This is a genomic window from Streptomyces sp. ID05-26A (assembly GCF_033794685.1).
Classification (GTDB): Bacteria; Actinomycetota; Actinomycetes; order Mycobacteriales; family Pseudonocardiaceae; genus Lentzea.
Map to the genome: position 1 here is coordinate 112,273 of NZ_JARAYZ010000005.1, position 12,491 is coordinate 124,763.

The 12,491-nt window shown below is 68.9% G+C and carries 15 protein-coding genes; 9 read left to right on the plus strand and 6 right to left on the minus strand.

Going from position 1 to position 12,491, the window contains the following annotated elements; all coding sequences use genetic code 11:
* Window positions 1-127: 127 nt before the first annotated feature.
* Window positions 128-769, plus strand: a complete 642-nt coding sequence (locus PV646_RS35120; protein WP_500346614.1) for a DedA family protein — start codon at window positions 128-130, stop codon at window positions 767-769.
* Between the two features lie 219 nt (window positions 770-988).
* Here the strand turns inward: PV646_RS35120 and katG are convergent, their stop codons facing one another.
* The 3 genes from katG to PV646_RS35135 form a co-directional block, all read right to left on the minus strand.
* Window positions 989-3,220, minus strand: coding sequence for a catalase/peroxidase HPI (gene katG, locus PV646_RS35125; RefSeq protein WP_500346615.1), 2,232 nt, complete (start codon window positions 3,218-3,220; stop codon window positions 989-991).
* A gap of 18 nt (window positions 3,221-3,238) precedes the next feature.
* Window positions 3,239-3,673, minus strand: a complete 435-nt coding sequence (locus PV646_RS35130; RefSeq protein WP_189158790.1) for a Fur family transcriptional regulator — start codon at window positions 3,671-3,673, stop codon at window positions 3,239-3,241.
* Between the two features lie 67 nt (window positions 3,674-3,740).
* Complete coding sequence (locus tag PV646_RS35135; protein ID WP_500346616.1) at window positions 3,741-5,135, minus strand: aminotransferase-like domain-containing protein; 1,395 nt, start codon at window positions 5,133-5,135, stop codon at window positions 3,741-3,743.
* 22 nt (window positions 5,136-5,157) lie between these two features.
* On the opposite strand from PV646_RS35135, the gene PV646_RS35140 reads away from it, so the two are divergent.
* From PV646_RS35140 to PV646_RS35160, 5 genes are read left to right on the plus strand one after another with little or no spacing between them, the layout of a single operon-like run.
* Window positions 5,158-6,090, plus strand: coding sequence for a DMT family transporter (locus tag PV646_RS35140; protein ID WP_500346617.1), 933 nt, complete (start codon window positions 5,158-5,160; stop codon window positions 6,088-6,090).
* Complete coding sequence (locus PV646_RS35145; RefSeq protein ID WP_500346618.1) at window positions 6,054-6,596, plus strand: DUF6939 family protein; 543 nt, start codon at window positions 6,054-6,056, stop codon at window positions 6,594-6,596. Before PV646_RS35140 ends, PV646_RS35145 begins: the two co-directional genes overlap by 37 nt.
* A gap of 44 nt (window positions 6,597-6,640) precedes the next feature.
* Window positions 6,641-6,988, plus strand: a complete 348-nt coding sequence (locus PV646_RS35150; RefSeq protein WP_500346619.1) for an MmcQ/YjbR family DNA-binding protein — start codon at window positions 6,641-6,643, stop codon at window positions 6,986-6,988.
* Window positions 6,985-7,347 carry a VOC family protein gene (locus tag PV646_RS35155; protein WP_500346620.1) on the plus strand — a complete coding sequence of 121 codons (363 nt, stop codon included), beginning with the start codon at window positions 6,985-6,987 and terminating at the stop codon, window positions 7,345-7,347. Before PV646_RS35150 ends, PV646_RS35155 begins: the two co-directional genes overlap by 4 nt.
* 34 nt (window positions 7,348-7,381) lie before the next feature.
* Window positions 7,382-8,056 (plus strand): SDR family oxidoreductase, encoded by a 675-nt coding sequence (locus tag PV646_RS35160; RefSeq protein ID WP_500346621.1) that lies wholly within the window; start codon window positions 7,382-7,384, stop codon window positions 8,054-8,056.
* Here PV646_RS35160 and PV646_RS35165 read toward each other — a convergent pair.
* Complete coding sequence (locus PV646_RS35165) at window positions 8,053-8,862, minus strand: serine hydrolase (RefSeq protein ID WP_500346622.1); 810 nt, start codon at window positions 8,860-8,862, stop codon at window positions 8,053-8,055. The genes PV646_RS35160 and PV646_RS35165 overlap by 4 nt on opposite strands.
* Window positions 8,863-9,068: 206 nt before the next feature.
* On the opposite strand from PV646_RS35165, the gene PV646_RS35170 reads away from it, so the two are divergent.
* The 3 genes from PV646_RS35170 to PV646_RS35180 are packed head-to-tail and all read left to right on the plus strand — an operon-like array spanning window position 9,069 to window position 10,653.
* On the plus strand, window positions 9,069-9,491 hold the full coding sequence (locus PV646_RS35170) for a hypothetical protein (protein WP_500346623.1): 423 nt from the start codon (window positions 9,069-9,071) through the stop codon (window positions 9,489-9,491).
* A complete protein-coding gene (locus tag PV646_RS35175; RefSeq protein WP_500346624.1) occupies window positions 9,488-9,712 on the plus strand; it encodes a helix-turn-helix transcriptional regulator in 225 nt (74 codons plus the stop codon). The genes PV646_RS35170 and PV646_RS35175 overlap by 4 nt, the downstream gene beginning before the upstream one ends.
* A gap of 50 nt (window positions 9,713-9,762) precedes the next feature.
* Entirely contained in the window at window positions 9,763-10,653 is an 891-nt protein-coding gene (locus PV646_RS35180) for an NAD(P)-dependent alcohol dehydrogenase (protein ID WP_500346625.1), read from the plus strand.
* On the opposite strand, the gene PV646_RS35185 is transcribed toward PV646_RS35180, so the two are convergent.
* Together PV646_RS35185 and ribA are read right to left on the minus strand one after the other, a co-directional pair.
* Entirely contained in the window at window positions 10,611-11,792 is a 1,182-nt protein-coding gene (locus PV646_RS35185; RefSeq protein ID WP_500346626.1) for an amidohydrolase family protein, read from the minus strand. The genes PV646_RS35180 and PV646_RS35185 overlap by 43 nt on opposite strands.
* A gap of 38 nt (window positions 11,793-11,830) precedes the next feature.
* Window positions 11,831-12,466, minus strand: a complete 636-nt coding sequence (ribA, locus tag PV646_RS35190; protein WP_500346627.1) for a GTP cyclohydrolase II — start codon at window positions 12,464-12,466, stop codon at window positions 11,831-11,833.
* Window positions 12,467-12,491 lie beyond the last annotated feature (25 nt).

A 12,491-nucleotide genomic window follows, 5' to 3' on the forward strand; every position in this document is an offset into this window, starting at 1 on the left:
GTTTACCACAGTATGGCCCTGCGGTTTCCCCCACGATTCCCGACGGACAACCTCATGGTCCCGCTCGATCCCCATTCCTAACGTGGACCTCGACCGATTCCACCCGTTTCACCTGAGGGGAAGTCCAATGCTGGCTGAATGGGCCGTGTCGCTGATGGAGTCACTGGGAGGCGTGGGCGCGGCCGTGGTCGTGGGCCTCGACAACCTGTTCCCACCGATCCCGAGTGAACTGGTGCTGCCCCTGGCCGGCTTCTCCGCGAGCAAGGGCGTGTTCAGCCTGCCGGCGGCCCTGTTCTGGACCACCCTCGGCTCGGTGGCGGGAGCCGTCGTCGTCTACTTCGCGGGCATGCTGCTGGGCCGCACCAGGACCCGTGCCCTGGTCGCCCGGATCCCGCTGGTCCGGGTGACCGATTTCGACAGGACCGAGGCCTGGTTCACCCGCCACGGCACCAAAGCCGTGTTCTTCGGCCGAATGGTGCCGCTGTTCCGCAGTTTCATTTCGTTGCCGGCGGGTGTGGAACGCATGAACCTTCCGAAGTTCCTCGTGCTCACCACTGCGGGGAGCCTGATCTGGAACACGCTGTTCGTGAGCGCCGGTTACCTGCTGGGCGAGAACTGGCACCGAGTGGAGGCCTACGCGGGCATCTTCCAGAAGCTGGTGCTGGTCGCGGTCGCCGCGGCCGTGGTGCTCTTCGTGGTCACACGCCTGCGGCAGCGCTCGAAGGGCGACCCGGAGGCGACCGCGGTGTTACCGCGCGTCAAGCGATGACGTTGCCGCACAACAGGTTCTGCCTGGGTCGAGTGGGCGGCGACGGATCCTCGGCCGAGTCCGCGACATCGGCGAACCCCGCCGTCCGCCAACCCGAGAAGCTCCGAACAGCCAACCGCCACCAGCCGCCGGAGTCTGGAGTGGACAGTGAATGCACGCCGCGGAAACGCCGGTACCCCAAGCCGGGGGAGTGGCCTGGGGTACCGGGGTGGAGCTGGATCAGACGTCGTAGCGGTCCGCGTTCATGACCTTGTTCCACGCCACGACGAAGTCCTGGACGAACTTCTCGGCGGCGTCGTCACTCGCGTAGACCTCGGCGATGGCGCGCAGCTCGGAGTTCGAGCCGAACACCAGGTCGTTGCGGGTGGCGGTCCAGCGGACGGCTCCGGTGGCGCGGTCGCGGCCCTCGAAGTTCTCCTCGTCCTCGGTGACCGACTTCCACTCCGTCTCCATGTCGAGCAGGTTGACGAAGAAGTCGTTGGTCAGCGTCTCCGGCTTGGCCGTGAGCACGCCCGCCTGCGAGCCGTTGTGGTTGGCGCCCAGCACGCGCAGGCCGCCGACCAGCGCGGTCAGCTCCGGCGCCGAGACGCCGAGCAGGTTCGCCCTGTCGATGAGGAGGTACTCCGACGGCAGCGGGGTGGCCTTGCCGCCGTAGTTGCGGAAACCGTCGGCCTTCGGCTCCAGGACGGCGAACGACTCGGCGTCCGTCTGCTCCTGGGTGGCGTCGGTGCGGCCCGCGAGGAACGGCACCTCGACGTCGTGGCCCGCGGCCTTGGCGGCCTGCTCGATCGCCGCGGCACCGCCGAGGACGATCACGTCGGCCAGCGAGACCTTCTTGCCGCCGGTCGCCGAGCTGTTGAACGCCTCCTGCACGCCTTCCAGCGTGCGCAGGACCTGGGCGAGCTGGTCGGGCTCGTTGACCTCCCAGCCGCGCTGCGGCTCGAGGCGGATGCGGGCACCGTTGGCGCCGCCGCGCTTGTCGCTCTGGCGGAACGACGAGGCCGAGGCCCACGCGGTCTTGACCAGCTGCGAGATCGAGAGACCGGTCTCGAGGACCTTGGCCTTCAGCGCTGCCACGTCGGCGGCGTCGATCACCTCGAAGTCGCGCACGGGCAGGCGGTCCTGCCAGATCAGCTCCTCCTGCGGCACCTGCGGGCCGAGGTAGCGCTGGATCGGGCCCATGTCGCGGTGGGTGAGCTTGAACCAGGCGCGGGAGAAGGCCGCCGCGAACGCCTCGTTGCTCTCCGCGAACTTGCGCGAGATCGGCTCGTAGATCGGGTCGAAGCGCAGCGCCAGGTCGGTCGTCAGCATCTGCGGCGTGCGGTTGAGCGTGCCGTCCTCGGGGTCGGGCACGGTGTTGGCGCCCGCGCCGTCCTTCGGCTTCCACTGGTGTGCGCCGGCGGGGGACTTGGTGAGCTCCCACTCGAACTCGAACAGGTTCTTGAAGAACAGGTTCGTCCACTTGGTGGGCTGCTGCGTCCAGGTCACCTCCAGGCCGGAGGTGATGGCGTCACGGCCCTTGCCGGTGCCGTGCGTGCTGATCCAGCCGAAGCCCTGCGCGTCGATCGCGGCGCCCTCGGGCTCCGCGCCGACCAGCTCCGGGTCACCCGCGCCGTGCGCCTTGCCGAAGGTGTGGCCGCCGGCGATGAGCGCGACGGTCTCCTCGTCGTTCATGCCCATGCGGCCGAACGTCTCGCGGATGTCGCGGGCGGAGGCCAGCGGGTCCGGGTTGCCGTTCGGGCCCTCGGGGTTGACGTAGATCAGACCCATCTGGACGGCCGCGAGCGGGGACTCCAGGTCGCGGTCGCCGCTGTAGCGGCCGTCGCCGCCGAGCCACGTGGTCTCCGGGCCCCAGTAGACGTCCTCGTCCGGCTCCCACACGTCCGCGCGGCCACCGGCGAAGCCGAAGGTCTCGAAGCCCATGGTCTCCAGCGCGCGGTTGCCCGTGAAGATCATGAGGTCGGCCCAGGAGACCTTCTTGCCCCACTTCTTCTTGACCGGCCACAGCAGACGGCGGGCCTTGTCCAGGTTGCCGTTGTCCGGCCAGCTGTTGAGCGGCGCGAAGCGCTGCATGCCCGCGCCGGCGCCACCGCGGCCGTCGTGGGTGCGGTAGGTGCCCGCGCTGTGCCACGCCATGCGGATCATGAAGGGGCCGTAGTGCCCGAAGTCCGCCGGCCACCAGTCCTTCGACTCGGTCAGCACGGCGTCGACGTCGCGCGCCAGCTCGTCGAGGTCGACGGTCAGGAACGCCTGGCCGTAGTCGAACTCGCCACCGAACGGGTCCGCCTGGACGGGGTGCTTGCGCAGGATCCGGAGGTTGAGCTGGTTGGGCCACCAGTCACGGTTGCTGCCGCCCTCGCTGGGGTGGCTGATCCGGCCGTGCGCGACCGGGCAACCCCCGGCCTCCTCCTCGTTCAGGTCGCTCAGCTTGGCGTCAGTGCTGTCGGACACGGGAATCCTTCCGGGTGTTCAGGAACTTTTCGCGGCGGTCGTGCACTCGGGGCAGGAACCCCAGTAGATGACCTCGGCCTCGTCGATGACGAACCCGTGGTCGTCGGATGCGTCCAGGCATGGCGCGTGGCCGACTGCGCAGTCGACGTCGGCGATCGCACCGCAGGATCTGCACACGACGTGGTGGTGGTTGTCCCCGACGCGGGCTTCGTACCGGGCGACCGAGCCCTGGGGCTCGATCCGCCTCAGCAGCCCGGCTCCGGTCAGCGCTCGGAGCACGTCGTACACGGCCTGGTGGGAGACCGCGCCGAGGTTCTGACGCACGACGCCGATGATCGAGTCCGTGTCGGCGTGCGGGTGGGCGTGCACTGCGGACAGCACTGCTATCCGCGGGGCCGTCACCCGAAGCGACGCTCCACGCAGCAGGCGCTCGAACTCGGAAGCCGTGGGCACGAGAACCACCCTGCCGTCTTTTCTGGAATGAGTCAAGTTAACGAGTCATGCAATTCACCCGAAGTGGTCACCGCCGGATGGCGAACACGGCTTCGGCCAGCCGTCGCACTCCCTCGGCGAGCACGTGCTCGGGTGCGCCGCCGTAGGTCAAACGAAGAAAGCTGCCCGGTGGTTCAGCGGCGAACCACGGCCGGCCGGGGAACACCACGACGTCACGCGCGGCGGCCGCTGTCGTCAGGTCCAGGTCGTCCACGCCGTCCGGCAACGTCACCCACAGGTGCAGGCCACCCGACGACCTCGCGATCTCGAACTCGGGCAGGTGCTCACCGAGCGCGCGTGTCAGAGCGTCACGCCTGGACCTCAAGGCCTGCTGGAGCGTCCGCAGGTGCCGGCGCCACACCGGGGACGTCACGAAGTCGATCGCCGCCTCCTGCAACGGCCCGGCGACGTAGAGGTCCTGCCGGGACCGGGTGTTCTTCAGCCTGGTGCCCGCCGGTCCGCGGGCTCCGATCGCGGCGACGCGCAGGCCCGGCGCGGCGACCTTGGTGAGCGAGCGGACGTAGACGACGTGGCCGTCGGTGTCCTGCGAGACCAGTGTCGGCGGCGCGGTGCCGTCGATGGTGAAGCCGCGCGCCCAGTCGTCCTCGACCAGGAACGCGCCCACACCGCGCACGATGCGCATGACCTCGGCGCGTCGCTCGTCGGACAGCACGGCGCCATGCGGGTTCGCGTGCAACGGCTGGCAGTAGAAGACCTTCGCGCCGGTGCGTTCGAAGGCGGCCTGGAGCAGGTCCGGCCGCACTCCGTCCTGATCGGCCGGTACCGGCACGACCTTGAGCCCGGCGTCGCGCGCCGCCGCGATCGCGCCGAGATAGGTGGGTGACTCGACCAGCACGGCGTCCCCGCGCTCACCGAGACCGCGGAACACCGTCGCGAGTGCTTCCTGAGCGCCCGCGCACACCGTGATGTCGCCGGCCCTGAGTTCGCCGCCGGCCTCCTTCGCGAACCACGCGCGCAGCTCCTCCTTGCCCTCGACCGGGACGCGTCCCCACGACGCGGGCCGGCGTGCGGCACGGGTTAGCGCGGCGCCGAGCGCGTCGGTCGGCTGCAGTTCGGGGTCGAGGTACCCGCTGGTCAACGGGATCGCCTCGGGTTTCGGCACCGCGACGAGGTTCGCGACCAGGTCCTCGCCGGGCCTGCCCTCGCCGAGCGCGACGGCCTGCCACGACAGGTCGTGGCTCGTCGCGGCCGTGCGCGGGGCGACGTAGCTGCCGCGACCGGGTCGCACCTCGACGAGCCCTTCGGCGGCCACGCGCTGGATCGCCTGTTGGACCGTCGCGGGGGAGGCCCGGTGCCGCGCCATCAGGTCGCGCACCGAGGGCATGCGGTCGCCGGCCCGGCCGGACCGTGCCGCTGCTCTCAGGTGCTCGATAACGCGGGCGGCTGCGTTATCCTCATTCATGAGAGCCAAGAGTAACGTTATCGTGCCAGCGGGGGTAACACTCGGCGCGCTCGGCGTGCTGGGTTTCAGCTTCTCCCTGCCGGCGACCCGGCTGGCAGTGCTAGGTCTGGACGCGTGGTTCGTCGCGTTCGGCCGCGCCCTCGTCGCCGGTGTCCTGGCGATCGCCTATCTGGCGTTATCGCGAGCGCCGCGTCCTTCGGTAACGCAGGTTCGCCGCTTGGTCGTCGTCGCCCTCGGTATCGTGATCGGCTTCCCGCTCTTCACCTCTCTGGCCCTCACCACGCAGACCTCGGCCCACGGCGCCGTCGTGATCGCGGTGCTGCCCATGTCCACGGCGATCTGGGCGGTCGTGCGGGCTGCCGAACGCCCGCCCCTCAAGTTCTGGCTCGCCAGCGGCGCCGGTCTGCTCGCGGTGCTGGCGTTCGTGGCCACCGGCGGCGGTTTCTCCGGCTCGCTGAGCCTGGCCGACGGTTACCTGCTGATCGCCGTCGTGCTGTGCGGCCTGGGTTATGCCGAGGGAGGCGCGCTCTCCCGCGAGCTGGGCGGGGCCAGGACGGTCTGCTGGGCTCTGGTCGTCTCGCTCCCGGTGACGATCCCGGTCTCCTTGTACACAGCCGACTTCTCGCGCGCTGACACCGTCGTGTGGCTCAGTTTCGCCTACGTGGCGCTGATCTCGATGTTCCTGGGCTTCTTCGCCTGGTACGCGGGCCTGGCCGCGGGCGGGGTGGCCAAGATCGGCCAGATCCAGCTGGCCCAGCCGGTCCTGACGCTGATGTGGTCGGCGCTCGTGCTGAACGAACTGGTCGGCTGGCCTGCTCTCGCGACCGCGGCCGTCGTGCTCGTCTGCGTGGTGCTGACCCAACGCAGCCGCGTCCCGAGCGTCCCGAAATTGTCAGACCCTCCTGCCATCCTCGAGCCATGCCGATCGAAGTCGCGAGCAAGCGACGCAAGGTGAAGCGCCCGGACGCGGTGGTCATCGACGTGACCTCCCGCGGCCCCGAGCCGTGGGTTCGCTTCAGCCCGTTCTTCCCGCACGGCCAGATCCCGGTGCCGTTGTCGGAAGGCGTCACGAGCGAGTCGGTCGAGGGCCTGTGGCAAGCCCTCAAAGTCTTCGAGAGTGCCGACGTCGACCCGTCGAAGCTCACCGTGACGTCGATGAAGGGCCTGAAGCGCACGGTCCGCCGCCACGGGCCGGTGCGAGGCCACCGCGCGGGGCTGGCCGGCGAGCACTTGCTCGACTACCGCACGGCCCGGCAGGAGATCTACTTACCGGCCTACCGCTGGGTTCTCGAGCACCGGCTGCGGGCCGAGGTCACGCTGTTGCGCGAGCTGGCCGAGTCCGCCGACGTCGTGCTGCTCGACTACACGACGAACGGCGACGTGGAGGACCTGAGCACGCCGCTGTCCCACGCTGCGCTCGTCGTCGATCATCTGAGGAGGCTCACCGCACCCGCGTCCTGAAAGCCGGATTTATACTTTCCGCTCTTCGGCTTTGGGGGTCGGCAGTGGCGACGACGAACAAGCAGCTCTTCAAGATCGTGGACGGGCTCGCCGAGGCGCAGCGGTCCTCCGGTCAGCAGTACGACACGCTCCGCGTGCGGGGCAAGGTGTTCGGCTACTACTGGCCGCGCACGCAGACGGTCGGGCTCAAGCAGACGCTGTCCGAGCAGCAGGCGCTGGTGGCCGAACGTCCCGAGGTGTTCGAGCCGCAGTTCACGTCCGGGGGCTTCGGCTGGGTCGTGGTGTACCTCGAGGGCGTCGAGGCGGACGAGATGAAAGAACTCGTCTTCGAGGCCTGGCGGTTGTCGGCGCCCGAGGAGCTCGTCGCCCAGGTGCCGGACCTCGCGCGATGACCAGGGTCAAGTTCGAGCTGCCGGCGGACGACCTCGCTCGTGCGACGGCGTTCTACCGCGACGTCTTCGGGTGGTCGGCGCAGCGGTTGCCGTTCGACTACGTGCTGGTCGACACGGACGGGGAGCCGGTCGACGTCGCGGACTCGGACGGCGGGATCTCGCCCAGGACCGAGTTCGTGCAGGGGCCCGTGCTGATCATCGAGGTGCCGGCCGTCGACGAGGTGGCGGGCAAGGTCGTGGCGGCCGGGGGCGCGCTGCTCAACGCCAAGGAACGCGTGGGCGACTTCGGGTACTCGCAGTACGTCAAGGACAGCGAGGGCACCGTGCTCTGCCTGTGGGAGTCGATCCCGGCGGCTTGACCTCCACCGAGATCGAGGGTGCACCATCGGGGTCATGAACGTGGTGATCACCGGTGGTGGCAGGGGCTTCGGGCGCACGATCGCGCGACGGTTCGCCGAGCAGGGCGCGACGGTCGTCGTGACGGCCCGTGATGTCGGTGCCGCCCAACGCACTCGCGACCTGCTGCCCGACGCGCACGCGCTCCAGTGCGACCTCACGGACCCGGCGTCGGTCCGACGCTGTGCCGAAGAATCCGGTGAGCTGCTCGGTCACGTCGACGTGCTGGTCAACAACGGGGCGGCGTTCCTGACGGAGTCCCAGGTGGACGATGCCGCGATCGTGCGCACGATCCTGTCCGGCACGGCCGGGACGGTGCTGATGACCGAGAGCTTCCTGCCGTTGCTGCGGCGGTCCGGACGCCCGGACGTCGTCACGCTCGTGTCGCTGGAAGCCGAGTCACGCAGCGATCCCGCGCACATCGCGCACGCGGCGTTCCACGCGGCCAAGGCAGGCCAGGGCCGCTACACGGAGATCATGTCGCAACGGCTGCGGCCGGAGGGCATTCGCATGATCTCGTTGTACCCGCCCGACTTCGACAACAACGACGACGCGGCGCGCAACGGGATGCTGACCGCGCAGTCTGTGGCCGATTGCGTGTTGTTCGCAGTGAACCAGCCACGCGACTGCTTCATCCGCTCGTTCCACTTCGAACCGATGCCGCAGCACTAGCGGAACAACAGGCGCGTGATCTCCGTGTCGGTGGCCCGGCCCTCGTCGTAGGCGCCTTCGCCCTTGAGGTTGTTCATGATCGCGAGCGTGTACCGCTCGTCCTGGCCGACGAACCCGACCGAGTTCATCACCCAGCCACCGTCCTCCTCGGACCAGCCGTTCTTCGCGCCGGAGTCGGGACCCCAGACGCCCCACTGCTGCACGGGTCCGACCTGGCGCATCTGGCCGAGGATGTACGCGCGGTCGTCGGCGGGCACCGTGTCGAGGATGTAGTTCATCAGGCGGTCGAGGTCGTTGGCGGTGCACTTCTCGAAGCCCCAGTAGGGGAACGCGGACGTATAACCCTTTTGTGGCACCAAATCGGTCATTCCGTACTTGCCGAACGCCGCGTTGAACGTCGCGCCGGTGTACTTCCTCCACAGCGTGTCCGCCGCGTCGTCGTCGGACGTGTGCAGCATCGCGTTCATGAGGCTGCGGTCCTCGGTGCTCAGCCTGATCTTGCCGGCGCGGTGGCGTTCCAGGAGGTTCACGACCATCGCGAGCTTGATCGTCGACGCGGTCCACGTCATGTCGCCCGCGTGGCCGTTGCGCCAGATCGCCCCGGACTTGCGGTCCCGCAGCACGAAACCCGTGGTTCCCGGCCTGGTCTCGGCGTAGTCCTGGGCGGCCTTGATCCGCTTCTGGAAGTCGCACTCGAACCCGCTGTCGGGCAGTGGGCAGACCTCGGGCGTCGCGATGAGCGGTGCCGCTGCGGGGGTGTGAGACGGGACTTGGGTGCGCGCGGCGGCGGGAGGTTCTGCCGTCACTGCGTGGCCACATGCCGTGAGGGCAAGCGCGCACGCAACAAGGATCGGACGGAGCATGCGCCGCACGCTAATGGGTCCGATCGGAGGTAGTCGACCGCCATACGGACGCGTTGATCACGGAAAGGTTAAGTCAAAGATGTTTGACACAGTGTCGGGTTCGCTTTACCTTGGTGATGTCAGGTTTCTTTGACATCAGGAGCGGGACCATGGCGTTCGAGGAGAAGCAGGCGTGGGCGCTGGCGGTCATCGCCTTGGCTGGTTATGCCGTGTATGTCGTGCTTGTCCTGACTGGGATGGGCGGCAGACCTCTGGCCGAATCGCCCTATGTCGGCGCGATGGTGTGGACGATCGCGTCCGGGATCGTCGCCGGCATCGTGTCGGGCATCTGGTTCGGCATCGCGTCGCGGGGCGACGGCCTGCAGGCCGACGAACGGGACCGCGAGATCGGCCGGCTCGGTGACCACGTCGGGCAGTCGTTCGTCGTCATCGGCGGTGTGTCCGCGATGGTGCTGGCGATGCTCGAAGCGCCGTACTTCTGGATCGCCAACGTGCTCTACCTGTGCTTCGTGCTGTCCGCGGTGCTCGGGTCGTTGGCGAAGATCGCGCTCTACCGGCGAGGAATGCTGTGAAGCCCACGAAAGTCACGAACTCCATCCGTGCGCTGCGGTTCGCGCGCGGCGAGATGAAGCAGGCCGACCTCGCCACGGCCATCGGCGTGACGCGGCAGACGTTGATCGCCATCGAGCAGGGCAAGTACTCGCCCTCGCTGGAGGTGGCCTTCAAGATCGCACGCGCGTTCGGGGTGTCGCTCGAAGAAGTGTTCCAGTACCCGGAGGAGGAAGAGCTGTGAAGGCTGTTGTGCAACGAAGATACGGATCGGCGGTGCTCGGTGACCTCGATGTGCCTGTGCCTGGGGAGGGCGAGGTTCTGCTGGACGTGCGGGCGGCGGGCGTCGACATGGGCGTCTGGCACATGCTCACCGGCAGGCCGTACCTGTTGCGGATCCTCGGTTTCGGGTTCCGCGCACCTAAGTCGATCGTGCCGGGACGGGACGTCGCCGGTGTGGTGGAGGAGATCGGGCCCGGCGTGACCGGGTTCGCGGTCGGCGACGAGGTCTTCGGCACGTGCGAGGGGTCGTTCGCCGAACACACCGTCGCGCCGGTCTCACGGTTGGCGCGCAAGCCGCAGGGCACCTCGTTCACGGAGGCGGCCGCGGTGCCGATCTCGGGCGGAACGGCGCTGCAGGGGTTGCGCGGGGTTCAGGCGGGGCAACGGGTTCTGGTGCTCGGCGCGGGCGGTGGCGTCGGCTCCTACGGGGTCCAGATCGCAAAGTCCCTCAACGCACACGTGACCGCCGTGTGCAGCACGCGCAAGGTCGAACTGGTGCGGTCGCTGGGCGCCGACGAGGTCTTCGACTACACGGTCGCGGACTTCACCGGCACGTACGACCTGATCCTCGACTGCGGTGGCGCCAGGCCGTTGTCCCGGCTGCGCGGAGCCACGAACGAGCGCGGCAGGATCGTGCTGGTCGGTGCTGAGACCGGGGGATCGATCACGGGCGGGTTCCACAAGGCGATGGGCTCGGTTCTGCTGAACCCGTTCTCGTCGAAGAAGTTCGTCCCGCTGATGTCCCAGGAACGCGCCGACGTCTTCGACGAGCTGCGCGTGCTGGTCGAGTCGGGGTCCGTGAAACCCGCTGTGGGCAAGGTCTTCCCGCTGTCCGAGGCACTGGACGCGGTGGACCACGTCTACTCGCGGCGCTCCGTCGGCAAGACCGTCGTCGCGATCTGACCCGCGATCACCACGGTGGTCACGTGGTGCAACGCCGTGATGTCCCGCATGGGATCTCCTTGCACGGCGATGACGTCCGCATCCCAGCCGGGCTTCAGCACGCCCTTGCTCACGCCGCACGCCCTGGCGGCCTGACTGGTCGCGCTCGCCAGCACGGCACTGTTCGGGATGCCCGCCTCGATCAGGTTCTGCATCGCGTGGGCGATGATCCCGTGCGGTTTGCCCGCGCCGATGCCACCGTCCGTACCGGAGACCGTGCGCACGCCGTGGTCGTACATGCGACCGGCCGCGTCGATCTTGGCGGCGAGGCTCATCCCCATGCGCTCGAACGCCTCCTTGATGTGCGGAGGCGGCTCCACCGTGGCACCGAGCGTGTGGCAGACGGCGATGTCGGCCTCCGCCAGCGCGTCCATCAGCTCGACGGGGACGACCATGGCCCCGCCGGACAGGCAGGTGCAGTGCTCGATGCCGTCGACCCCGGCGGCGACGGCGTGCTGGACCGCCCTGAGGCTGTGGGCGTGGGCGGTCACCGGGAGGCCGGCCGAATGGGCCTCCTCGACCACCACGCGCAGTTCGTGCTCGGTGAACTGGCAGTCGTCGACGATCGTGCCGGGGGTGGCGAACCCGCCGCTCGCCATGATCTTGACGACGTCCACCCCGCGCTCGGCCCGGTCGCGCACGGCCCGGCGGAGCGCCTCGTCACCGGACGCCTCCCCGCCCATCGACCAGCAGTGGCCGCGCGGGCTCGTGATGGGCGGGCCGGAGGCGAGGACGCGCTGCCGGAACCGGTCGCGCTGGTCCGTCACGGCCCACGCCCGGTCACCGAGGTCGCGCACGGTGGTCACGCCGGCCCTGAGGTGGCGGTCGAGGCCGTCCTCGATCACCGCGTCCAGCTCCGGGGAGGTGAACGACGGCAGCCGGTCGAGCGCGCCGTTCTCGCTGTCCGCGCACAGGTGGACGTGGGTGTCGATCAGTCCGGGTAGGACGGTGGCGGTGCCGAGGTCGACGACCTCGGCACCGGCGACGTCGGGATGGCCCTGTTCGACGGCCTTGATCTTCCCGTGCTCGGTGACGACCGTGACGGGGCCCGCGATGGACCGCTCACCGTCGAACGCACGCCCTGCCCGCAGCGCCAGCATCGAGACAGTTTGAGCCCCACATGCTGGGAAAGCAATGGTCAGCGTGCGTGCGGAAGGGTGGTGAACTCCTCGACCTGGGGCAGGTCGTGACCGAGCCGGTCGCGCTTCGCCGTCAGGTACGCGATGTTGTGCGCGTTGGGGGTCATCAACGACGGCACGCGCGCCGTCACCGAGATCCCGTGGGACTCCAGCGCCGCGATCTTGTCCGGGTTGTTGGACATGAGCCGCACCGACTGCACGCGCAGGTGCTTGAGCACGCGGGCCGCGGGGGAGTAGTCGCGCACGTCGACGGGCAGGCCGAGCGACGTGGCCGAGTCCAACGTGTCCAGTCCCTCGTCCTGCAGCACGTGCGTGCGAATCTTTGCCACCAAACCGATTCCACGTCCTTCGTGCCCGCGCAGGTACACGAGGATGCCGCTGCCCTCACGCACGATGGTGTTCAGCGCGGCGTCGAGTTGCTCACCGCACTCGCAGCGCATGGCGGCGAAGATGTCGCCGGTCATGCACTCGGAGTGGATGCGCACCAGCACGTTCTCGCGCAGCTTCGTCTTGCCGTAGACGAGAGCCATGTGCTCGTGACCGTCCGCTCGGAACGCGACCGCGCGGAAGGTGCCGCGGCGGGTCACCAGATCGGACTCCGCAACGTCTTCCTCGTTGAAGGCCTCTTCGAACATCTCCGGTCCCCTTGTCACCAGGCGC

Coding starts and splice junctions, on each gene's coding strand:
- PV646_RS35120 (WP_500346614.1), top strand. CDS start 128: ATGCTGGCTGAATGGGCCGTGTCGCTGATGGAGTCACTGGGAGGCGTG.
- PV646_RS35135 (WP_500346616.1), bottom strand. CDS start 5,135: ATGAATGAGGATAACGCAGCCGCCCGCGTTATCGAGCACCTGAGAGCA.
- PV646_RS35145 (WP_500346618.1), top strand. CDS start 6,054: ATGCCGATCGAAGTCGCGAGCAAGCGACGCAAGGTGAAGCGCCCGGAC.
- PV646_RS35155 (WP_500346620.1), top strand. CDS start 6,985: ATGACCAGGGTCAAGTTCGAGCTGCCGGCGGACGACCTCGCTCGTGCG.
- PV646_RS35160 (WP_500346621.1), top strand. CDS start 7,382: ATGAACGTGGTGATCACCGGTGGTGGCAGGGGCTTCGGGCGCACGATC.
- PV646_RS35170 (WP_500346623.1), top strand. CDS start 9,069: ATGGCGTTCGAGGAGAAGCAGGCGTGGGCGCTGGCGGTCATCGCCTTG.
- PV646_RS35185 (WP_500346626.1), bottom strand. CDS start 11,792: ATGCTGGCGCTGCGGGCAGGGCGTGCGTTCGACGGTGAGCGGTCCATC.
- ribA (WP_500346627.1), bottom strand. CDS start 12,466: ATGTTCGAAGAGGCCTTCAACGAGGAAGACGTTGCGGAGTCCGATCTG.